The sequence below is a fragment of the Nostoc sp. genome (assembly GCF_036917755.1).
Classification (GTDB): domain Bacteria; phylum Cyanobacteriota; class Cyanobacteriia; order Cyanobacteriales; family Nostocaceae; genus Nostoc.
This window is the reverse complement of the sequence record NZ_JBALFC010000043.1, coordinates 1-23,387: the sequence shown is the minus strand read 5'-3', so window position 1 is coordinate 23,387 and position 23,387 is coordinate 1. Positions and strand designations below refer to the sequence as shown.

19 protein-coding genes and 1 pseudogene are annotated in these 23,387 nt (G+C 41.6%); 9 read left to right on the top strand and 11 right to left on the bottom strand.

Translation table 11 applies throughout. The features are described 5' to 3' along the window. Window positions 1–10: 10 nt before the first annotated feature. The 5 genes from V7L05_RS10885 to V7L05_RS10865 form a co-directional block, all read right to left on the bottom strand. The gene (locus V7L05_RS10885; protein ID WP_335164170.1) at window positions 11–1,243 is read right to left on the bottom strand and encodes an LL-diaminopimelate aminotransferase; all 1,233 of its coding nucleotides are present in this window, start codon (window positions 1,241–1,243) and stop codon (window positions 11–13) included. Window positions 1,244–1,281: 38 nt separating this feature from the next. Beyond that, a complete protein-coding gene (locus V7L05_RS10880) occupies window positions 1,282–1,617 on the bottom strand; it encodes a thioredoxin family protein (protein WP_335164169.1) in 336 nt (111 codons plus the stop codon). A gap of 126 nt (window positions 1,618–1,743) precedes the next feature. Next, window positions 1,744–2,526: a PspA/IM30 family protein gene (locus V7L05_RS10875; RefSeq protein ID WP_335164168.1), complete on the bottom strand. Its 783-nt coding sequence runs from the start codon at window positions 2,524–2,526 to the stop codon at window positions 1,744–1,746. Window positions 2,527–2,688: 162 nt separating this feature from the next. Continuing rightward, window positions 2,689–3,444, bottom strand: coding sequence for a PspA/IM30 family protein (locus tag V7L05_RS10870; RefSeq protein ID WP_335164167.1), 756 nt, complete (start codon window positions 3,442–3,444; stop codon window positions 2,689–2,691). 296 nt (window positions 3,445–3,740) lie between these two features. After that, window positions 3,741–5,096 carry a hypothetical protein gene (locus tag V7L05_RS10865; RefSeq protein ID WP_335164166.1) on the bottom strand — a complete coding sequence of 452 codons (1,356 nt, stop codon included), beginning with the start codon at window positions 5,094–5,096 and terminating at the stop codon, window positions 3,741–3,743. A gap of 284 nt (window positions 5,097–5,380) precedes the next feature. Between V7L05_RS10865 and V7L05_RS10860 the strand changes: the two genes are divergently transcribed. Beyond that, window positions 5,381–5,920 (top strand): DUF721 domain-containing protein, encoded by a 540-nt coding sequence (locus V7L05_RS10860; RefSeq protein ID WP_335164165.1) that lies wholly within the window; start codon window positions 5,381–5,383, stop codon window positions 5,918–5,920. Between the two features lie 466 nt (window positions 5,921–6,386). After that, on the top strand, window positions 6,387–6,701 hold the full coding sequence (locus V7L05_RS10855) for a hypothetical protein (RefSeq protein WP_335164164.1): 315 nt from the start codon (window positions 6,387–6,389) through the stop codon (window positions 6,699–6,701). A gap of 400 nt (window positions 6,702–7,101) precedes the next feature. Here V7L05_RS10855 and menB read toward each other — a convergent pair whose 3' ends face one another. Then, window positions 7,102–7,935, bottom strand: coding sequence for a 1,4-dihydroxy-2-naphthoyl-CoA synthase (gene menB / locus V7L05_RS10850; RefSeq protein WP_335164183.1), 834 nt, complete (start codon window positions 7,933–7,935; stop codon window positions 7,102–7,104). A 115-nt stretch (window positions 7,936–8,050) separates the two neighbouring features. Here menB and V7L05_RS10845 point away from each other — a divergent pair. Together V7L05_RS10845 and V7L05_RS10840 are read left to right on the top strand one after the other, a co-directional pair. Further along, window positions 8,051–8,936, top strand: a pseudogene (locus V7L05_RS10845) (Rpn family recombination-promoting nuclease/putative transposase). A 370-nt stretch (window positions 8,937–9,306) separates the two neighbouring features. Further along, window positions 9,307–10,440, top strand: a complete 1,134-nt coding sequence (locus V7L05_RS10840; protein WP_335164163.1) for a hypothetical protein — start codon at window positions 9,307–9,309, stop codon at window positions 10,438–10,440. 177 nt (window positions 10,441–10,617) lie between these two features. On the opposite strand, the gene menD is transcribed toward V7L05_RS10840, so the two are convergent. Continuing rightward, the gene (gene menD, locus V7L05_RS10835) at window positions 10,618–12,417 is read right to left on the bottom strand and encodes a 2-succinyl-5-enolpyruvyl-6-hydroxy-3-cyclohexene-1-carboxylic-acid synthase (RefSeq protein WP_335164162.1); all 1,800 of its coding nucleotides are present in this window, start codon (window positions 12,415–12,417) and stop codon (window positions 10,618–10,620) included. A 128-nt stretch (window positions 12,418–12,545) separates the two neighbouring features. Here menD and folB point away from each other — a divergent pair, with 128 nt between their 5' ends. The 3 genes from folB to V7L05_RS10820 all read left to right on the top strand — a co-directional run bounded on the left by folB (window position 12,546) and on the right by V7L05_RS10820 (window position 16,220). Continuing rightward, a complete protein-coding gene (folB, locus tag V7L05_RS10830; RefSeq protein WP_335164161.1) occupies window positions 12,546–12,914 on the top strand; it encodes a dihydroneopterin aldolase in 369 nt (122 codons plus the stop codon). Window positions 12,915–14,253: 1,339 nt separating this feature from the next. Then, a complete protein-coding gene (locus V7L05_RS10825) occupies window positions 14,254–15,537 on the top strand; it encodes a GGDEF domain-containing response regulator (RefSeq protein ID WP_335164160.1) in 1,284 nt (427 codons plus the stop codon). Window positions 15,538–15,659: 122 nt separating this feature from the next. Further along, window positions 15,660–16,220, top strand: a complete 561-nt coding sequence (locus V7L05_RS10820) for a sugar O-acetyltransferase (protein ID WP_335164159.1) — start codon at window positions 15,660–15,662, stop codon at window positions 16,218–16,220. 146 nt (window positions 16,221–16,366) lie between these two features. Here V7L05_RS10820 and V7L05_RS10815 read toward each other — a convergent pair whose 3' ends face one another. Together V7L05_RS10815 and V7L05_RS10810 are read right to left on the bottom strand one after the other, a co-directional pair. Then, complete coding sequence (locus V7L05_RS10815) at window positions 16,367–16,858, bottom strand: hypothetical protein (RefSeq protein ID WP_335164158.1); 492 nt, start codon at window positions 16,856–16,858, stop codon at window positions 16,367–16,369. 1,214 nt (window positions 16,859–18,072) lie between these two features. Continuing rightward, on the bottom strand, window positions 18,073–19,041 hold the full coding sequence (locus V7L05_RS10810) for a DUF1517 domain-containing protein (RefSeq protein WP_335164157.1): 969 nt from the start codon (window positions 19,039–19,041) through the stop codon (window positions 18,073–18,075). Window positions 19,042–19,904: 863 nt separating this feature from the next. Between V7L05_RS10810 and V7L05_RS10805 the strand changes: the two genes are divergently transcribed. Next, window positions 19,905–21,137 carry a glycosyltransferase family 4 protein gene (locus tag V7L05_RS10805; protein WP_335164156.1) on the top strand — a complete coding sequence of 411 codons (1,233 nt, stop codon included), beginning with the start codon at window positions 19,905–19,907 and terminating at the stop codon, window positions 21,135–21,137. A gap of 295 nt (window positions 21,138–21,432) precedes the next feature. Here the strand turns inward: V7L05_RS10805 and thiS are convergent, their stop codons facing one another. Beyond that, the gene (thiS, locus tag V7L05_RS10800) at window positions 21,433–21,645 is read right to left on the bottom strand and encodes a sulfur carrier protein ThiS (RefSeq protein ID WP_335164155.1); all 213 of its coding nucleotides are present in this window, start codon (window positions 21,643–21,645) and stop codon (window positions 21,433–21,435) included. Between the two features lie 67 nt (window positions 21,646–21,712). Then, entirely contained in the window at window positions 21,713–22,828 is a 1,116-nt protein-coding gene (locus V7L05_RS10795; RefSeq protein ID WP_335164154.1) for a thiamine phosphate synthase, read from the bottom strand. Between the two features lie 227 nt (window positions 22,829–23,055). Between V7L05_RS10795 and V7L05_RS10790 the strand changes: the two genes are divergently transcribed. Beyond that, window positions 23,056–23,387: hypothetical protein (locus V7L05_RS10790; protein WP_335164153.1), on the top strand; the 332-nt coding region annotated here is incomplete at its 3' end.

Genomic DNA, 23,387 nt, shown 5'->3' with positions numbered 1-23,387 from the left:
AAAAAGAAATTCAATCAAGGAACTGGGCGATTCTTTCCACAGCCGTTTCTAACAAAGGTGGCTCATGCACCAAGGCAAAACGGACATATCCTTCTCCAGATTTGCCAAAGCCAGCACCAGGGGAAGCAGCTACACCAGTTTGTTTGACTAGCTGAGTACAAAATTCTATGGAGTTTTGACTCCAAGGTGAGGGCAATTTTGCCCAGATGTACATTGTGGCTTGGGGAGTGGGAACGTTCCAGCCAATGCGGTGTAAAGCGTTGATGAAAGCATCACGCCGCCCCTGAAAAGTCGCAACAGCAGATTTTACCCCAGATTGAGAGCCAGTCAGGGCAGCGATCGCACCATTCAAAATCCCCCGATACTGATTAAAATCAACGGCGGCTTTTACCTGGCGTAAGGCGTTAATTAACTGAGGATTACCGATGGCGTAACCGATGCGGAAGCCGCCCATATTGTAGGACTTGGAAAGGGTGAAAAATTCAATCGAGACGCTTTTCTGTTGATCAGCTTGCAGAATTGAAGGAACTAGCGATTTTGGATTTTGGATTTTGGATTTTGGATTGGGAGAAGAATCTGTCCAGTCCCCACTCTCGCCAAATACCAAATCTACGTAGGGGAAATCGTGAACCAGCACGAGATTGTGTTGTTGACAGAAGGCGACAGCTTCTTGGAAGAAAGATAAAGGTGCGATCGCAGCTGTGGGATTGTGAGGATAACTTAATACCATCATCCGCGATTGAGCCAAGACAGGGGCAGGAATATCAGCAAACACTGGTAAAAAACCGTTTTCTGCCCGTAGTGGCATCGGGTAGATTTGACCACTAGCTAAGTAGACTCCCCCGGCGTGAGAGGGATAACCTGGATCGAGTAACAGGGCGAAATCTCCGGGATTGAGTATTGCTAGGGGTAAATGGGCGGTGCCTTCTTGAGAACCAATCAGAGGTAGTACCTCAGTTTCGGGATCGACTTTGATGCCAAATTTTTGTTCGTACCAGTTGGCTGCGGCTTGGCGAAACCCAAGGGTACCGTTAAACAATAGATAGCCGTGGGTACTGCGATCGTGTAGAGACTGGGCGATCGCCTCAATGACATGTGCTTCAGCTGGTAAATCAGAAGACCCCAACGACAAATCAATTACTTGTCGTCCAGCTGCCAAAGCGACTGCCTTGGCTCTGTCCATATCAGCAAATACATTAGATCGCAGGGGTTGTAAACGCTTTGCAAATTGTATGTTAGTCATTTGTCATTAGTCATTTGTCATTTGTCATGAATTATTGACTAATTACTATTTAAGTGCGTATCTAGGAGAGCGAGTAATTTATCTTTGCTGATGACTCCCTCAGTGGATATCAAAACTTCCTGGTCTTGAAATAGTCTAAGGGCGGGAACACCTTCCACTTGGTACTGCTTAACAGTGAGTGGGTTGGGGTCGATTTCCATTTTAACGACTTTGAGGCGATCGCTATATGTGGTAGCAGCTGAAGAGATCGCGGGCGACATCAATTGACAAGGCCCACACCAGGAAGCCCAAAAGTAAACTAATACAGGCTGCTCGGCTTTTAATACTTCGGTTTCAAACTCAGCATCAGTTATGGTGATTACAGCCTTACTCATTGCAGTCTCCATCAGGTAGCGATCAAACTTGGCACACACAATACTTTATCCCAAAGTATTGACTAATGACGTAAAATCCCACAGCCAACAGGCGTGGGACTGGCTCAAATAAGTTTTCTGCCAATTTTACAATTGATCCAATTGCTTGCGTAGGGAATCCAACTCGGCATCAACCACCTCATTAGACTTAGGAGCAGGAGCAGTGGTTTGTTGTTGTGGTGGTAGTTGGGGTTGATTTTGGGGAGTAGCGGGTGGTAACATTTGCGCTTTCAAAGCTGCCAATTCATCATCAACATCGCTACCACCTTCCAACTGAGCAAATTGGGTTTCTAAATCTGCACCAGCTAACTCTCCTAGTGCCTGGGCGCGAGATTCTTGGATCAAGACTTTTTCTTCCATCCGCTCGAAGGCAGCCATTGCACTACTGGTATTCATCCCACTCACCATGCCTTGAAGTTGCTCTTGGGCTTTGGCAGTAGTGATTCTAGCTCTGAGCATTTCTTTCTTGGTTTTAGCCTCAGAAATCTTGCTTTCCAGCTGGATTAAGTTGCGCTTGAGGGTTTCAACTTGAGTGCTTTGTGTATCCAAACTAGCTTTGAGGGCGGCGCTGGTGTCAGTATAAGTTTTCTTGCGCTCTAGAGCTTGTCGTGCTAAGTTCTCATCACCTTTTTGCAGCGCTAGTTGGGCATTGCGTTGCCACTTATTGATTTCATTTTGGGCATCATTGTACTGTTTTTCACTGCGTTTTTGGCTGGCGATCGTCTGGGCTACTCCCTGACGCAGTTGAACCAAGTCTTCCTGCATTTCCAGGATGGCTTGCTCTAGCATTTTTTCGGGGTCTTCGGCTTTGTTAACCAGGTCATTGAGGTTAGAACTAACTACTCGCTTAATGCGATCAAATAATCCCATAACTTTGTTTTTCCTTGTCTGGTTTACGCTTTTTGTTGGACAGTTAGCTTTTTTACTTTTTAATAGCTACCTATTTCAATGTAATCTTTCTGGTTTGAATCAGTACCTTCTAACAACTCTTAATTTTTAAGATATCTCGAAACTGGGGTAATTAGCCGAACTTCATGAGTCCTGAGTTTTAGGTAACTGCTGTTGGGGAGGCTGCGCTGTGTTCTGGTTCTCCTCAGTGAGGAGACTGTTGTGCTGTGTATTTTCTGCCTGGTTTAAAACCTGCACCTTCATTGCTGCCAATTCGGTATCTACATCATTAGTAGATTCCAAAGAAGTAAATTGTGTTTCCAAATCGTCGCTACTGAGTTGAGCGATCGCTTCTGATTTAGCTTCTATTTGCAAAACTTTTTCTTCCATGCGCTCAAAGGCACTCAGACTGCTGGTAGCAGAAACTCCGCCGAGCATTTCCTGGAGGCGATAAGACGCTTCCGCAGAACGGGCGCGAGCAATATACATATCTTTTTTAGTTTTGGCCTCGCCAATTTTTAACTCTAGCGATCGCATATCCTTTTTTAGCCTACCTACTATCTCATTTTGCTGCTCTATCTGGGAAAAGAGGGCTGTACTGGTTTCTTTATAGGCTTGGCGCTTAGTCAAAGCTTCGCGTGCTAGAGGTTCGTTGCCTTGTTGCAGGGCTAATTGGGCGCGGCGATACCATTCTTCTGTTTGAGACTGAGCAGCCCCCGCCTGTCGTTCAGTACGTTTTTGGGTAGCGATCGCTTGTGCGACACCCTGCCGCAACCGCACCAGATTTTCCTGCATCTCCAAGACAGCTTGCTCCAGAATCTTCTCTGGATCTTCTGCACCACCGATCAAACTATTGAGATTAGCGCGAATCACGCGCAAGATACGTTTGATTAATTCCATGTCGGCTCTCCATTCACGAATTAGCCAGGACTATTTCATTCTCCCCTAGCCCGCCAGGGAATAAATTCCCCATTTCACAGCTAAACTCGGTTAAAACCGACTATCAATAAGCTTTTGAGTCAGTTAAAACGGACTTGGGCTATTAGCCAGAAAATTTATTTCTGGGCGGGTTATGCCAAGAATGAAATAGCCCTGACTACTCAGCACTCCTAACTCCTGTACAGACGCGATTAATCGCGTCTCTCCTAACTCCTAACTCCGCACTGTTATCTCATGGTATCGTAGAATTTTGCAACTCATGGCTGCTGAACTCGTGCGTTAATTCCCTTTGCCTGTAACAGTTGCATCTGTTGTTTTATTTGCGCTTTAGTCTTAAAAGCACCCAGATAAATCAATTCTTTGTTAGGTGATAAATAAGCATCGGGAACTAGTTGTCGTGCTGAGGCTAAAGCCGCGCCTTTATTGTCTATCACTATATGATAGAACCCATCTGTTCCTGGTTTGATTTCTGCATTCGGCTTTGGTGAGGTTGCGATTGGGTTGGGCGAGGTTTTTGCTGGTGAAGTGGGAGGCAAATTCAAAAGAGGCAAGCGCTGTACCGTCGGTACTGGTGCTAAGGCGATCGGATTTGTCGCCTTTAGAGCTATGTTGGGAGTAGGCAACGCTGCTTGAGGATTTGCTCTTTTTTGGGGAACGACTGGATTAGGCACTACTGCGAGGGTTGGTTGGACTTTGGGTTGTAAGCCAACTACATCATTGGGATCTCTCACTTCAGGGAACTCTTGGGCAGCTAGATTGGGATACTTAGGTATAGAACTGCTTGGTGGCTGTATTTGAGGTTGGATATTACTCTCAACTTGCTCAGTATTTTCTGGTGCCAGAGAGGAGTTCCCGTTAAACAACTTGCCTAAATTCCATTGTGAGAAGCTTTTAGGATTGAACACTACATAACCCAAGGTAAGACTCGCCACCAATAGCAGCAACATGGAGCCGATACCCAAAGGTGATAGCAGACTGTCGTTATAATTGCCTGGCTTCTTAGTTTCTGGTTGTTCTTCTTTCAGACTTCGCAGCAGTGCTTCACTAGATTCCAAATAGTCATCTGGGTGCTTAGGGGTGTCATCTGACTGCAAGAGATTTTTGCTTTTAGTATCTTTAACGACAACTGGCACAATGCTGCTACTTAAGTTAGGCGGGGGTGGTGGAAGTTGAGTTTGTGTTTTAGCAGAATCTGAGATCGAGGGCACATTGAGATTATTTACTTCTTCAGTATTTGCCGTAGCTGGCGCTGGGTTCATTTCAGGATTCACAGCTACAGATGCGGGTGCTACGTCAATTTTTGCCATAGCTGGCGTTCCCTGATGATTCATCGGTACAGATACAGACGGCACGTTGGTTTTAATTTCCGTTACTGATGACTGAGTTGTGCCCGATGTTGTATTAATGGCAGTCAAAGGCTGGGGTTGACTGCTCATGTAACTTGAAATACGGGGATGGTTCGATGACATCAAACTAGTTCGCGTGCGTCGGTATCGAGCTAACTCTTGATCTAGCGGCACCTCTAAACTCGCTAGTGCTGCTGCTAGTGCTGGTTTCAACCCAGGTGTTTTAGACGATTGAGTACCGGAATCATTCAGGGGGTTTTGAGTCATTGTCTCTGTGCCTCAAACGTAAACTGCTGGAATTAACTTTAGATATATTTGTGACAATAGTAACGGAAATTATAAAGACTGGGCATGGGGCATGGGGCATTGGGCATGGGGCATTGGTTATTCTCCTCTAGGACTTACGCAAAATATCTCTCAAACTCTGATTTCTCCGTGTCCTCTGCGCCTCTGCGGTTCGTTATTCCGTAACTCATGCGTAAGTCCTATCCTCGTCTCCCTCATCTCCCTCATCTCCCCCACTCCCCACTCCCCACTCAGCACTTTTAACGATGTCGTTGAAATCAATTAATGATATTTTAGGCGTTCTGGAAAAGCAGGCTAAATGGCAGGAGCAACCATTTCAACTTCTGCTCAAGTTTTGGGAAGAAATTGTTGGCCCAGTAGTTGCCGCACATACTCGACCATTGTCAATCCAGCGCGATGTTTTGTGGGTAGCAACTTCTAGTGCTGCTTGGGCGCAAAACCTGACTTTTGGTCGCTCATCTCTGCTTTTAAAGTTGAATAAAAAGCTGCCAACGCCTTTGGTTGATATTCGCTTCTCTACTGCTAGCTGGCAGAATCCATCTGTGGAGAGAAAACAACAACAAACGGTTTCAGCCGATGAGCATCCCAGTTACCTTGGTGATGAGATTAGCCGCCCTGATGCTACACCCACCAAGGATGTAAATGCTGCTTTTAGACATTGGACTAGGGTCATGCGATCGCGATCGCATGACTTACCCCTTTGTCCCCAGTGTCAATCTCCCACCCCACCCGGTGAACTCCAGCGCTGGGAAGTCTGTTCTATTTGTGCTGCTAAACAGTTTTGAAGGGAATCAATCCTGACCTAAATTAAAAGCAAAATAATTTAGCGATTATTGGTTGAGCAGAATTTATCCTGAACTAACTTGCTGCTACCACATAAAATAGTTCTGATTCTGGATAAAAAGATATTTTCATCCGAGAAATGCCGAATTTGGGATTTAAAGCAGACTATTTATCTTAAATTCTCTCCCTTAAACTATCCTTAAGGAGGAAGTTAAAAGGCTGGATAAATCAAAATATTGAGTTTTAGTCTTGATCCCTAATAATTTTTAGCTAAAATCTATATGTAAGTACTCTCAAGATTATTGAAATATATAACAAGAATATAAAAATATCCTAAAGTTTATTTTTAGCTTGCAATCGCTGAAACCTATAGAAAATAATCACTTTTTGGCTCTTATCCCTGTTTATACATAGAAGCAAAATATAAGAGTGAAATGCAGCCGAAAACGACATTAAAGATGAATCAATATGAAACCGATTAAATTTTTAACATCTGCCTGTAGATATTGCCGTCATTACCAGCCTGAGGGTCGCCGTGGCGGAATGTGCCAGCAGTTGGGCGCACCAGTTCAAGCAACTTGGAAGGCTTGCTCTTTGGCGCTCCCACCTTTTGCACCTACTTGGGAAACCTTGGAAGATGCTTGGAGTTTGCCAGATGCAGCCCCAGTTTTAACCTCTTCTCACTCCTTGACCTCAGATTTAGACAATGCTGCTCTTGCCCCTGTAAAGGAAATAACTGCCTCTATATCTGAACAGGTAAAGAGTAAAGCAGTGGTTATTTAGTCATCCATTATTACTGGACTGAGTTTGTAGTCTGCTTAAAATAAGATTTGTTTTTAAGATTTTTAGCTTCAACAGCAGAAGCCCCGCATCTGAACGTCGATAGTAGTGTGGGATGAATGCGAATAAGTTGTTGACGACTGTCTTATTTTTAGATGTGCGTAAGCACGAGAAAAATAAGACCTGGAGGAAACAAACAAATTTAAGTTAAAATAAAATTAATAAGTAGGGGCGGTAGGGCATTCCGTCTCTTTAATAAAGCTCATCGCCTCCTAAGCAATAGCCGGATTGGGTGAGAAGCCCACACTGTATTGCTTGCAATCAGTGGTGGGAGTATGTCACTGCTGTAAAAGTTGACATCTACAAAAATCGCACCCTTTAGTTAGATGCGATTTTTGCAATTTTAAGGCAACCAAGGAAAAGAGCGAAAATCTGGTGGACGCTTTTCGAGAAAGGCTTGTTTGCCCTCAGACCCTTCTTCTGTCATGTAATAAAGTAGGGTGGCATTGCCAGCGAGTTCTTGTAAACCAGCTTGTCCGTCACAATCAGCATTGAAGGCGGCTTTGAGACACCGAATTGCGATCGGACTTTTTTCTAAAATCTCCTGCGCCCATTGAATACCTTCGGCTTCTAGTTGTTCCACTGGGACGACGGAATTAATTAAGCCCATTTCTAGAGCTTGTTGTGCATCATATTGGCGGCAGAGAAACCAAATTTCTCTGGCTTTTTTTTGCCCCACGATGCGGGCGAGATAGCTGGCTCCAAAACCACCGTCGAAACTGCCGACTTTGGGGCCAGTCTGTCCGAAAATAGCGTTATCGGCGGCAATGGTAAGGTCACAAATCAAGTGTAGGACATGTCCACCACCGATCGCATATCCAGCTACTAGGGCAATCACCACTTTTGGCATGGAACGAATCAGGCGTTGTAAGTCCAGCACATTCAACCGGGGAATGCCAGTTTCGTCCACATAACCCGCATGTCCGCGCACACTTTGATCGCCACCAGAACAGAAGGCATATTTGCCATCAGTGTGTGGCCCATATCCAGTAAATAGGACAACACCAATAGTAGTATCTTCACGAGCATCAGAGAAAGCATCGTATAGTTCAAAGACAGTTTTAGGACGGAAGGCATTGCGTTTGTGGGGGCGGTTAATGGTGATTTTCGCAATGCCATTATTTTTTTGATACAGAATATCTTCGTAGGTTTTGGCAGTTTCCCAGTTAATTTGCATTGGCATGGAGTGCGCGGTTGTGCTTGAGAATTTTATCGCGGTCTGAGGGCGATCGCTAAAATTGTTGTCTCAAGCCTTTACAATCTGGTAATTGTCTGGGTGTTGAGGAATAAAAATGCGACGTGACACCATCTTCTACAAATTATTTAAGCAATTTCCCGGTTTGCTGTTTGAATTGGTAGATGAACCACCCGCAGAAGCGGAAAACTACCAGTTTGAATCAGTTGAGGTGAAAGAAACGGCGTTTCGGATTGATGGCGTGTTTTTACCTCCCGCGAATGCAGTTTCCAAAACCGTCTTTTTTGCGGAAGTCCAGTTTCAGAAGGACGAAGACTTATATCACCGCTTCTTTAGCGAATTGTTTTTGTTTCTCTACCGCCACTCTATTCGTTATGATGACTGGTTTGGGGTAATAATTTTTGGCTCTCGCAGCCTGGAACCTTCTTCCTCTTCGATTCACCGCGCTTTGTTGGAAAGTGGTCAAGTCAGGCGGGTTTATCTGGATGAGTTGGGGGATTTGCGAGAACAACCTTTGGGATTAGGTTTGATGTTGCTGACAAATGTAACTTCTGAAACCGAAGCAGTGGAAGGGGCGCGGTTTTTGCTGGAACAAGCACGGCAACAATCGGAGCAAGCGATAATTGATTTAGTGACGACGATTATTGTTTACAAGTTTTCTAACCTTAAGTCGAGAGGAGATTCAAGCAATGTTGGGACTGAATTTGGAAGAACCACGGGCTATTCTGGAAGCGAAGGAAGAAGGGCGAGAGGAAGGACGAGAGGAAGGGCGAGAAGAAGGGCGAGAAGAAGGAAAAGTTGAAGGAGAAAGAATGATCGTTTTACGACTATTAAATCGGCGCGTGGGTAATATTCCTGATGCGCTTCTGTCCCAGATTCAAGAGTTATCGGTGGAACAGTTGGAAGCTTTAGGTGATGCTTTGTTGGATTTCTCTACTCTTGCTGATTTGTCAGGGTGGTTACAAGGTGAAGTAAGCGGGTAAGTTGCACTCAGAGATACGGCAATAGAAAGGTCTTTGGGTGAATAAATAATTAAAAATATGTTGCTGAACTATCTGTACTGTTCCTAAGTTTTTGCCCACGCACAATATTGGTAATCAGAATTATATTTTGTAGAGTGGGCATAGCTTTGAATACTTCTGAACCTATTCTACATTTTTTTTGTAATGCCCAACTTGTTAGATATGATCGCTGACTTGGAAGGGTAGTTATAAGGTCAACCAAAAGGGTAAATATCACGCAGAAAAGGAGAGCGATCGCTGAAATTAGTCTCTTGCACTTTTGCCCAACTAACATTTAATTTTGTCATTTTTTATGATGTTTATTTATAAAAATTAGCAGAACAAATTACATATGAGTCTTGAAAAATACCATTTGAATATTAAAAAGACAGGTTTTGATTTAGAATTCCGTATTTCTGAAATCCTTCGGAAATCTGGATGGTCTACAATAAACAATAAATATTATATTGATGATGTGAAAGAAGAGGTAAGAGAAATTGATATAATAGCTTACAAGGTTATGACTACGAAGGATATTAGAATTTTTACTACACTTATTATTAGCTGTAAGAAAAGTGAAAAAAATCTTTGGGCTTTACTTTCCAAGAAACTTGACGAAAAAGATCCAAACTTGGAATTAAAACCTGTTCATGTTTGGTCTAATAATAAAGTTTTAGAATTTATTACCTCTATGAGTGAATTTAAAAATGATTATTATGAAAATATAATTAACAAGAAAGTTGGCAGAGCTTTATGTACACCTAAATTTCAAATTTTTGCATATCAAGAAATGGATATTGATAGTGGAAATCCAAAAAATGACACGGCGATCTTTACCTCTATTAGTTCATTAATGAAAGCGCAGTCCTATGAAATTAATTCTCTACCAAAACGAAGAATAGGAGAAAAATTAAATTATATTTATCAGTTCAATCTTATTTCGATAATAGATTCAAAATTAATAAGAATACTCTTTGAAGAAAAAAATATTAATACATTTGAAATAGATGAAGATAATTATATTGCTAGATATATTATAAATAAAGAAGAAATTATTGCTCGCGTTCATTTTATTAAAGCTGAAGTTTTTAGCGATGTATTAGAAGAATATAATCTTTATCATCTAGCTAATTGCAATTTCTTCCAGCAAAAATATGATAACTTTTATATCGATGCTACAAGTAATGAAGATAAATTAAAACTATTATTTAATGAGTTTTACGATTTAATAAAGACTAGTTTGTATTTTGAACTACTTCAATATGGATATAGAAAGGCGCTTGATGATTTTGTGAAAGATGTAAAAGCAGATATTGATTGGAACGAAGTTAGTAAATCCATTATAATATCGTTAGATATACCAACAAAGTTTATTGACTCTTTAAATGAAAATAAAAAAATAGGCTCAATAGTAGCCAGAAATTTGAATAAAATTTACCGCTATGACGGTAGATTTGAGTTTGTAGATGTATATATACCTTTTTAAAAAATTGTGAATTATGGATTCTATATTTAAGGGTTTCACAAGTCAATTCAGAAACTTAGAAGACTGTAAATTAACATCAGTAATTGAAATACTTTTGATAAAGTACTTTTAACTTTGATACCAGAAATATTTATTAATTTTCACCTAATCGCTATTCAGAAACACCTAACGTAATAGTTAAATTGCAATATCTGCGGCAAACTTCCTTAAATTATCCTGTCGCCACTTGGCATCTAATTTGCGATTTGTCTGCAACTCCAAAACTCGAATTCCTGTAGTTGGAAGTGGGTTTAATCTTTCCTGCAACTGCTGCCAAGAAGTAATCAATTCATGCTGCACATTATAAGTAGCACATAACTGAGCAAAATCAATATCCTGGGGAGTGCCAAAAAACTCTTCAAATGGTGGGTCAAATTTGGCAATGGGTAACATTTCAAAAATGCCACCGCCATTGTTGTTAATTAACACAATCGTAAGATGTCCGATAAACTTATTGCGAATTAAAAAACCATTGGTGTCATGCAACAAAGCTAAATCTCCCGTTAGCATCACACTACTTTGCTGGCGGTGTGCCATTCCTAAAGCTGTGGATAATGTGCCATCAATGCCATTTGCACCCCGGTTAAAATACGATCGCACTCCTAAATTATTCGGTTTCCAGAAATATTCCACATCCCGCACAGGCATACTATTGCCAATAAACAGAGGCGTTCCTGGTGGTAAAATCTGAGAAATTAACCAAGCTGCTTTACTCTCAATGATTTCATCTATTTTCCCCATCGTCTGGTCAATAACTAACCTAACCTGAGTTTCCGCATCACACCATTTCTTTCCATAGTCTGAGGAGAAAGATAAATTTCTCTCCTCTGCTTTTATGTCTTCTACAGATATCCGTAAATGCGTCGTTCTCCCATGCAAAGGGTCGAGGTTTTGATCACTATTGTCAATTATCCAACGTCGGGGTTGCGTTGCATCTATCCAGTTACGCAGTTCTTTACTTGTAGGCATTTCACCCACCTGAATCACCATTTCAGGCACTAGCTGCTTTGCTAGTTGCTGATTTCGCAAAATCAGGTCATAGGTGGAGATTAAATAGGGGTTGAGTTCGGCATAATTTCTGACTGGGGAGAGTCCCTCAGCTAGCACTGGCCATTGGAGAGTTTGGGAAAGGTGCGCGATCGCTCTACAATATTCCTGTGGTTGCGACGGTTGGGCAACACCTGCAATGATAATGCCGCGATCGCATTCTTTCCATTCTTTGGGTATGGGGCATGGGGCATGGGGGAGCCAGTGCGTTGGGCGGCTCTGCCGACTTGAAGCAACTGGCGTCATGGGGCATGGGTTTGCTATTTCTGCGAAGAAATCTTCTGGTTGAAACTGTGATTGCAAATAACTCAAGTCAGTTCCATCAGGAATAGGCGCTAAAGGATCGCGAAAGGGAATATTCAAATGTACTGGCCCCTTTGTAGGAGTTTGCGTTCTTTCCCAACTATGAATTACCGTTTGTCGCAGATAAGCTAGCATTCCCATATCAGGGGAAGGTAAGGCTAACTCTGTTTGCCAATTTGGATAGTTTCCATATAATCTCAATTGATCTATAGTTTGCCCAGAGTGACAATCTCGCAATTCTGGCGGTCTATCGGTGGTTAATATTAACAGTGGCACGCGACTATATGAAGCTTCAATGACTGCTGAATAAAAATTTGCTCCTGCTGTACCAGAGGTGCAAACAAGTACCACAGGGCGTCCGGTTGCTTTCGCTTGTCCCAAGGCAAAAAAGGCGGCGGAACGTTCATCGAGAATGGAAATCGCTTCAATCTCAGGTACTTGTTGAGCAAAAGCGATCGCTAAGGGTGTAGAGCGTGAACCAGGACAAATGATAGCACAAGTCAATCCCAGGCGCTTTAGTGTCTCTGTTAAAATATAAGCCCAAAGTTGATTAACATTTTTAAAGGCGATCGGTATCAAATCAGACATAGCTATAAAAAATCTGAAATTTTAGATTTTGTCTAGGGAAATTCAATTTAAAATCCATCTGGGAAAGAAAATCTCCAAGCAAACTTGCTCCACTTTCTACAAAATATACAATTTGCTCTCAAACTCTTATGGACTGCATTCATTTAACGGGAATTCGCGGCTATGGCTACACTGGGTATCTACGAGAAGAACAGGTGCTAGGGCAATGGTTTGAGGTGGATGTCAAGTTATGGTTGGATATCTCCACAGCGGCCAAGACTGACGCGATCGAAGACACTTTAGATTATCGCAGCGTCATTAGCTTGATACAACATCTGGTGAAAACGTCTAAGTTTGCTTTGGTGGAGAAATTGGTAGCAACGATCGCAGATTCTATTCTCCAAGAATACGATCGTGTAACACAAGTCCAAGTCATTCTGAGCAAACCTGCCGCACCTATCCCAGACTTTAGTGGCAAAATTAGCATTGAACTCACTAAAAGTAAGTCCAATCTTTAAAGCACAAAACGACTAAAAAATATTTTTTCAATATGATTGTGGGGTGGACATTTTGCCCGCCCTGATAATGCAAGTTGTATACTTAACAACTTACTCACAATTCCAAATTTAAGACAGTTTCAGACGCTCTCTACGAGACGCTACGCGAACGCTAATTTGCTCTATAGCGGTTCTCAGTTGAGTGAGGTACAAGAACCCCACCCCCAACCCCCTAATACCGTTTTACTTTAATAATGATACAAATACGTTGGTAGAGGCACAGCAATGCTCATGCGTGTCAACTTCAGGTGAAAACCAGCCTAGAATCAGCTTTTAGCAGATTATCTCATTATCTCGAAAAGAAGTCTCCGACTGGGAATGCTCCTCATTGAGGCTCCGCCTCCGTAACTTGCGGCAGAGCCACCAGGAACTGCATTTCCAGCAAGAGGCTGGAAACGAGGTTTTAAAAGGTTTTGGCTTAAGTTAACACCAATGAGCTTTTTCTGTGCCCCTACGAGAAATCTATATGTATCAGGGTTTGTGTGAAATGGTATAAAAGCAAGCGAGGAGGGAACTATGATGTACCTCATGTGATTAGGAAACGCTATAAAGATAAGGAACGTGGATTAAATAAAATGCAAAAGTTCATCCTGTATTTAGCTTCCCTCTCGAATATATCGGAGAGGGATTGAGGGTGAGGTAAGCCAGGGACATTAATTGTATGTTATTTAATTCTTATTCCTAAGCGTTCGCATAGCAACTCTAAGAGTTGCTATGCCTTTGGCGACGCTCGTTCGCCAAAGGCATCTCCCCTTGGAAGAATACTCGCTACCGCAACGCTTACACCAGTCACAAAAAATTCAATTCTGAATTCTGGCTCCTGACTCCTGAATTCTGTTTTTAAAATCTTTAATTCCAGATAATTATTAATTTGTATTAGGAGAAAAATATTTATATTTTTGAAAATCAGTTTTTGATTGCCGATAATTACATCGTAACTTATATTGATCTTAATTACATGACATTAACTGCATGAACTCATCAGAATTAGCTTTGACAAACACAAAAATTATCGGAGGTTAATAACATGATGTTATTTGATCCTTAGTTGAATATTTAGATCAGGCAAACGCATCTAAAGTATAAGAATCCTTTAATACTAAGGGTTTGGGCATTGGCTATTTTTTTCATCAAGATTCTTGTCCAGTAAATGTTTTAGAAATCCCGTGTATTTGCCCTGGTATTTATGTGAAACAAGAACATAGGTAGTTAGAGATTGTTTATGATAAGAGTAATGACTTTTCTATCGAGTTAACACTCACAAGAAAAATTTGAACCTTAGCAAACAGGTTATCCTAAAATGTTCAGCTGCAAAATCCTAGTTGTTGAGGATGAAAAAATCCCAGCCTCAAATATTAAAAAAAGTTTACAAAAACTAGGTTACTCTGTTTCAGAAATAACTAAGTGTGGTGAAGAGGTAATAAAAAAAGTAGCAGAAACTCATCCACATTTAGTATTAATTAATATCTGCCTAGCTGGGGAAATTGACGGTTTACACGTAGCGCATACTATCGAGAATCGCTTCCATGTGCCTGTAGTATATCTAACAGAGGGTTCGGAATATAAAACATTACATCGAAATCATCTAAGTGAGCCTTTTAATTACGTAGTCAAACCATTTATTGAAAGTGATTTACATTTTGCGATTGAAATGGCTCTATACAACTATCAGAGCAAAAAGATATTACACGAAGAAAAACACAGGCTGGGGGCAATTATTAACTGTATGGGATGTGCAGTGATTGTGACATATGCAAATGGTTGTATTCAAATGATGAATCCCATAGCAGAACTAATCACTGGTTGGAAGCAAAGTGAAGCGTTCGGTAAAGATTTAGTAGAAGTCGTTAACTTAGTTGATAAAGATGGAGCAGAAACAATTAAAAATTTAGCCATACATGTAATCAAAACAGGTGAAGTTTTAAATTTACCAGAAAACTCTACACTGATTACCAAAGATGGCAATGAAATAGCGATTGGGGATAATGTTGCACCCATCCGCGATCAAAATGGCAATATTACTGGCTCGGTTTTAGTTTTTCAAGACATCACCAAACGTAAGCAGACAGAAGCACAACTGATTCACAATGCGTTTTATGATGGACTGACAGCATTACCGAATCGGGTTTTATTTTTAGATCGGCTCACACAAGCAATTGAACGTAGCAGACGCCGAAGCGATTATTATTTTGCAGTTTTATTTTTGGATTTAGATGGGTTCAAGAAGATTAACGATCGCTTTGGGCATGGAATCGGGGATGATTTTTTAGTAGCGATCGCTAGACGTTTAGAGTCGTGCTTACGCAGTGCCGATACTGTAGCACGATTTGGTGGTGATGAATTTACTGTTCTGTTGGAGGATATCAAAGATATTACCGATGCCACCAATTTTGCCCAACGTATTCAAGACTCCTTGCGATCGCCACTTAACCTGAATGGACATCAATTATCTGCTACAGCCAGCATTGGTATTACTTGGAATTTTAGAAATTATGAGGAGCCTGCAAATTTGCTGCGGGATGCTGATATTGCGATGTACAGAGCTAAACGGCAGGGAAAAGGGACTTATGCCATATTTAATTAAGGAATAAGAATTAAATAACATACAATTTATGTCCCTGGCTTACCTCACCTCAATCCCTCTCCGATATATTGGAGAGGGAAGCTAGATACAGGATGAAGTGTTGCATTTTATATAAGTCTGTCATGGAGAAAACCGAAAAACAGAAAATGCTCGCAGGCGAATTATATCTGGCGGAAGATCCAGAATTGGCTGCCGAAAATAAACGAGCTAGTCGTCTGTTGCGAAGGTATAATTCTACAACCGAAGAACAGCAAGAGCAACGGCAGCAAATTTTACAAGAATTATTTGGAAAGATCGGTAATAAAGCATCAATTGTGCCACCCTTTCACTGTGACTATGGCAGTAATATTTATGCTGACGAAAAACTATATATGAACTATGGCTGCGTCATTTTAGACTGCAATACAGTTCATATTGGTGAAAATGTTTTGTGCGCTCCTTATGTACAAATTTACACTGCTTATCACCCAACAGAGCCGGAAATTCGTCTTTCTGGTAGAGAATTAGCTGCCCCAATTAACATTGGTAATAATGTCTGGATTGGTGGCAGTGCAATTATTTGCCCCGGTGTAACTATTGGTGATAACACAACCATTGGTGCGGGCAGTGTAGTTGTCAAAGATATACCTAAGAATGTTGTCGCTGCTGGTAATCCCTGCCGCGTCATTCGCTATTTATCTTAGAATTTAACTATTTAGCCTTCGTCCTTTGCGCTCATTTGCTACTCCAAATCAGTGTATGCAGGATGCAACTTATATCCTCTCGCAATCCAATAGAGCCAGTCAATGATGACAAATTAGAAGTCACACTTCTGTCTTCAATCAACAGGTTAAGGGTTGCAAGTAGGCGGGTTTGTTGAGGTGTTAGGTTTGATGCAAAGTGGCCCGAGGTTGGTTAGAGAATTAGGTCGGCTAATAAATCCTAATGGACCAGCCTTGTGTTCACCATTAAAGGGGGTAGGCTTGCTAACATCAAAGCCACACGCAGCAGCATCTTTAGGGTTGTTAAACCAAAACCCGATATGGAAAGTGTTAGTAGGTGGTAAGTTCACTTGCGGATCAAAACCGAAAATCTGATCTAGCAGGATAGTTTTAATTGTCACAAGTCCAGGCTCAACGTCAGATTGATACCAAGCCAGACCAAAGTTCTTGAAATTTGGGTTTGGAGTACCGAATGCCTGCTGAGGACTATTCTCTACAGTAAACAGGTCAAACTGCAAACCAGGCTTGAAATTTGTCAGCCTCAAAGTCAGACTGTCATTCAGATTGCCACGCTTGACGATGGCTTGAACCCGAGGCGTGACTCCAGGAGTAGCTGCCATGCAATTAATGAACTGCTTGTTAGGAAATAACTCAAAACTAGTTTGATCAGAACTTGATGAAAGCTGCGCTGTGGCCAGCTCGCTGAACCCAAATACTAATAGCAACCCTCCTGCAAATACGCGGAAAGCTATTAAGGATGGAAATTTGCCAAACATAAATTTTAACTCTCTTATTAAATTTCAAGTTTTTCAAAGCAGTATTGAGTCTTTCAACAGTTCAGTGTAAAACTGTTGAAGATTGGTTGTTGTCTGGGTTGAAGTATAGGAATCCTAAATCATTTGTGAAAATCCTAAGCCTCAGAAACCGATTTTCTTTAAGAAACCGGTTTCTGAGGCTTTTACAAATCATTTATAACTCCTATAGTTATCGTCATATATTTTCTCCTTTGATGGATGAATATTGATTGCCGAGTGATTATCAGGACTTACGCAACGATGATTGCTCAATGCGAGGCAAACGCAGTTAAGCGAAGCAATGCTTGCAATGACGAAAATACGTTACATTTGCGTAAGTCCTGATCATATAGCTCAATGCCAATCTGTTTGTAGAACCGAAGTCCACCTTGGCAGGCTTTGCTTCTGGTTCTTACAGCTATTTTCAAGTAATTGAATTATGTAAACTACACCAACTGAATTCGTTCAGCTGAGTCATTGTGAGCTATTTATTTGAAAATAACTTTAAGCAAATTGCTTGGTGAATACAATCTAAGTTAATTATTTGTAACCGTTCAGGGGGGTAACGAGAAAATGAGGGTTACAGGCGATTTAATCGGACGATTTAGCCTTGTTGTCCATTCATGAGAGTTTAAAACTGTATACCATTTGTCAATAAGCAATAGTACTTAAAATTTTGCTGGAATCGGGGTCGAAAACACAATTTTTGAGCAGGCGATAACTTCGTTAAGCTCCGCTAAGGCGTAATATTGATACGCATCATTCATTGTTGCGCCAGAACTTCAGTATAATAGTTAGCTTTATGCCTGCGCTTGTCCTAAGTTATAAATATAATTACTAATAGACAAAAGTAAAGTTATTTAATCTATCACGGAGGTGTGTTGCATAGATTTTTGAAAATGGTATAAGCTCTACAAAAAACCGCTTGTGAATGACAAGCGGTTTGCTACTGGTTGCCCTGAAGGGGGAACTTATTTGTTGTTTGTTGCGCCAAGATGTAAAGCTTTTTCTTAGCACTAAAACGCGAAATTTTTCAGAGATTAAACAAGTCTCAAATCAGGATAATTTGCCAAGACATCATCAGATGTGAGCGTATCATTTTCAGCTTGCGGAGTCCAAAGAACTTCAATTGCTAGAAGCTTTTCGCTAGGAATACTACCAATTTGCCGCAAAGCTTGACGCAAATCATCAGCACTGTTAATCGCTGTGGGGATTTCAAACTTACCTAATGTCGCCGCCAGCAAGGTGACGATAATGTATTCACCAGGACCTTCGGTAAATAGGCGGGTGGGGTTGTCGAGTTCACCAGCCGGGGGTAAAGCATCTTTGGCAAGGGCTGCTTTTAGCTGGTTGTTGACATTAGAAAGAGTTTCTTCGCTAAACTTGCTGCGTTCGGCCAGTGACAGCCGGTTAAACTGACCTTCAGCTGAATTTAAACTGGCTTGTTGAGTGCCACCACCTGCATATACAAAGTATTCGGGATGGCGGAGTAAAGCTAGGCTGGCTTCTTGTAGAACTTCTGCTCTCCCCTCTGGGGTGTTAGTATCAGCAGTTTCAGCAATGTGGTTGAGTTCATTTTGCAATTGGCGGGCTTGAGCTAACAAACCTACTTGCAAACGAGTTACAGAAACAGGAGAGTTGCTGCTGTAATCGGCTTCGCCCGTTTCACCACTAGAGACGCGGCGGAAAGTTTGCAATAAGAAATTAGCGATCGCCAAGAAAATTAAGATGGTAAATATACCACCAAATCCTCCTCCAACACCCCAGAAGGGAATTAGGAAGGGAAAGCCAAAGCCACCACCAGGATAGTATCCGCCCCCACCAGGAGGTGCATAGGTGCGCGGTGTATAGGTGCGACTGGAAGGCGCTCTAAAGGACCCACCACCGATCCTACCCCCAGTGCGGGCTAATGCTCCATCGGCGTGACCAAGAGCCAAAGCTAACACCAGCACTAGGGCTAAGAAGGTTTTTAACAGAGGTTTGATGGTTTGTTGTAGTTTTTTACGCATAATACAGTCGCTTGAAAAACAGAATTTTTTATGATTTCTCCCCATGCTCTTAGGAGTATTGCGGTATGTCGCTAACGCCAGACCGTAACAAGCAAGCGAGTTTCTCGCATTCACGTAGCATTTACTTTTAAAGGCTACATATTCAATTTACCGCGTCTCATGTTGGCTAGGCAGTGATCGCAGGGGGGATTTCTCGACTGGGGAACCGTACCTTAAGATATGTTCATCATCACACAAATTTGCGCTCGAGCAATTGTTGCGATGTATTAAGACTAGCACTTTCAGACTACAGTTTTGAATTATACAGATGATTTTAATTTTTAGTGATTATTTTGACTAATTTTTTTAATATTTCATCCTACTTGTTTTGTTATAAGGTGGGAGGATATTTTTAACTTCTGAACAGCATTTACTACATCTAGCGGCTTTGTACTTACGTATGTACAACAGGCTAGCAAGTGTCCGTGATGCCCATCAGTAATACCAGCCAGACACCAGATAGCGATCAAATACTTATCCAACTTTTTGGCATTTTGGCACAAGAGTCTAGAGTATTCAGGATATTCTAGTGAACGTAGCTAAATTTCGTAATTTTCCCAACATTTGTTCACTGAGCAATTTGGCTACAAGTGCTAGCTTTTTTTGTTTATCATGCACAGAAATTCTCAAGTAGTGAGAAATTTGCAGAAAAAATAAAATTAACACAATAAAAAAATAATCTTCGTGGCTAATCTTCTAAAATAGCCTTCAAATTTATCTACCAGATTCGTTTTAAAAGAAATAAAATAATAATTATGGCTTTGAAAGTAATCCTAATTGTCAATAAATTAACAATTATTTGAAATATAGTCATCAACTTGATTATGGAACATATTTCTCAACTAACAGCCGAAATCAGAGACAAAGCTGCATACCCAGATATCCTAGTCATATCCCGGATCTTCCTGCCCAAAGAAGCTGTAATTGGGGAATATATCTATGATCGCTGTCTCCAAGATCCAGAACGAGTTATTGTGCTAGCGGCTGGTTGCTCAGGAGATAAAGTATTTGACGAAGGTCAACAGTTTCCCGTGTATCGCTGGTCTAATCCGAGATTCTGGCGTAGTGGCTGTGTGGGAAATATCCTGAAGCCTTTAGTCAATATCGTCTGCTCATTTGTGCTAGCAATCAAACTCTATTTTCGCTATCACTACCGTTATATAGAGTGGGGTCACGGCTATGACTTCCCTTCACTGTTGCTATTGAGCTATTTCCTACCTATTCGCTTTTTTATCTATCTGCACGGCAATGATCTGCTTTCTACTTTACACAATCCCGTGCTGCGATCGCTCTTTAAACTAACACTTCATAGAGCCGAAGGTATTGTTTGTAACAGTTCTTATACACAAGACTATCTCAGAACTGCTTTGCGATTAGATACCCCTACCCACGTCATCAACCCAGTAATCAGACCAGAAAAATTTGGTAATAATGTCGCAAGTCCAAGTAGCCTTGATGATTTACGTGTTCGCGTGCGTCAGAGATATAACATTCCCGAAACAACAATAGTTATTCTCTCGGTAGGAAGGCTAGTAAAACATAAAGGTTTCGACCAAGTGATTGATAACATCCCACTATTGCTAACTTTTGGGGTCGATGTCCACTATATAATCTGCGGTCAAGGGCCTTGTGAGTCGGAACTGAAATCTCTGGCGCATCGTTTGCGGGTAGATAAGCGCGTACACTTTGCCGGATATGTGCCAGAGCGGGAATTAGCAGGTTATTATGCAGCTTGCGACATATTTGCCATGCTGACTTTATTGGATACGAAGCCTAATAATATGGAAGGTTTTGGTATGGTTTATTTAGAAGCAAGTTACTTCGGTAAACCTGTAATTGCCCCTCGTTTAGGCGGTGTTCTAGACACAGTTCAACATGAGGAAAATGGCATACTAGTTAATCCTAATTCTGGTTATGAAGTTTTTCAAGCTTTCAATCGATTGTGCAAAGACCAGCAACTACGTGAGAAACTTGGCCGCAAAGGTAAAGAATTAGCCAAGCGTAGAACTCTTCACCGATCGCTATATAAATCAGACGGGAGAAACGCGATTTTGTGAACAACGAGATCCCCGACTTCTCTAGGAAGTCGGGAATCTGAGTCTTGTGATTTGAGACGTTCGGACGTTCGGTGAGCGCTCAGTCAAACGGTCTAAATCCGCGTCACAAAACTTAGAAATAAGAATTAAATAACATACAATTTATGTTTATGTCCCTGGCTTACCTCACCCTCAATCCCTCTCCGATATATTGGAGAGGGAAGCTAGATACAGGATCAAGTTTTGCATTTTGCATTTTATTTAATCCACGTTCCTTAATTACGAATTACGAATTACGAATTACGAATTATTTTTACTAACCACCACCAACAATAGTTACCACTTCTAAGCGATCGCCTGGTTGCACTTTTGTTTGTGTCCAAAACTGGCGGTGTAAAATTTCGCCGTTATACTCCACAGCCACCAAGCGAGGATTGAAACCCAACTGTTGCAGCAAGTCGGGTAAGGGAGTTTGAGATGAGCAACTATGGGTTTCCCCATTTACCTGAACGGTAATCTCATTAGACATAAGCTATGTGGGGAATTGGGCATTGGGCATTGGGCATGGGGCATTGGGCTAATGACTAATGACTCTTTTAAAGTTCTGGTTTAATGCGATTGAGTTGGGAGAGCAAATATTGCGTCACGAGGGTAGGCTGTTCGGCTTGGATGAGCGATCGCACCACCGCTACACGTTCGGCTCCTGCATCAATCACATCATTGATATTATTGGCATCTATTCCCCCAATGGCAAACCAGGGAATTGAGCAATTTTTGGCAGCATAGCTGACATATTCTAAACCTGTTGCTGCCTTACCTACTTTCGTGGGAGTTTCATAAACTGGCCCCACGCCAATGTAATCTACACCTTCAGCAATTGCTGCTTGCATTTCTTCTTTATTTGTGGTAGAAAGACCGATCAAACGCTGGGAGCCAAGTAATTGCCGAGCAACAGCAATAGGCATATCTTGTTGTCCCAGATGCACTCCATCTGCATTGACAGCTAAAGCTACATCCACGCGATCGTTAACGATGAACAAAGCACCGTAGATATGGCATAACTGCCGTAATTTTCTCGCTTGTTCCAGACGCAGAGAATCATCGGCGGTTTTGTCGCGGTATTGTAGGAGCGTTAATCCACCTTTGAGCGCGGCTTCGACGGTGTTCAACAAAGTTTCACTAGGGGAAGTCACAAAATACAGACGCGATCGCCACAACAATTGATGGCGCTGATGACCCATTAAACTACTTTCTAAGGTATAAACTTGATAACGCATCTGCTTACAAGCTTTAGCCATATTAGGCAGGGTTAGCTTGCTATATTCTTCCAACACCCGTAATGCTTCTTCTATGCGGCAAAAGTTAGCTTGCAACACCGATTTGATACTAGCTCGTTGTTCTTCCTGAGGATGGGTTAACTCAGTCCCCGGATCGCCTGGTGTATCTCGCGCCGCCCGCAATTCTGAGGTATGCCACTGGGCTAGCTCTTGTCGCAGACGCTTGCATTCAAGAGACAACTGGGCATTATTCAATCCAAACCGACACCATTCTTCAATAATTCGCAAGCCCTCACGAGCGCGGTCTAAATTGGCATCTAAAATGCGGTAGACAACCTGCTGTATTTGCTCTTTTTGGCTGTATGGCTCGACCATTACAACAACCCCATTAGTGCTTTCATCGAAATGTGAATTATCATAAGTGCTAGTAAGCATAAGTTAATGAATTTGCTTTTTTTACTCAATTTTGACTAAATCTACGCAAAAAAACGTGTTAGCCAGGGTTACGCTAAATTATCCCATGTTCCTATAAGCAGCGATCGGGGTAGTTTGAGGCTACAGTTTTGCACTAAGATTAGTCAAGTATTTTACGGTAAACCATAAGCTTACAAAGAACTGGCAAGAGCGGATACACCATTTCATTAATTTGTAGGGAATTAAATTTGGCAATACCCTGCATTGTGAATGCGTTGGCTTGCATTGTGAATGCGTTGGCTTGCATTGTTTATGCGTTAGCTTGCATTGTTTATGCGTTAGCTTGCATTGTTTATGCGTTGGCTTGCATTGTTTATGCTTCTCAATGCAATGCCAATGCATTCCCTTGGAATGTTAAGTCTTCCCCTGTATTAAAAACCTACGTTTTTACGCAAAACTGTACTAAGTCTTTGAATATCAAGCAATTGGTTGAGTCGATGGGGGATATTATTCCCCGCACCTCTCAGTTAGATCCGTGCGTACCCGTTTCCGTGTACACGGCTCCCGATGTTCTTAGCTT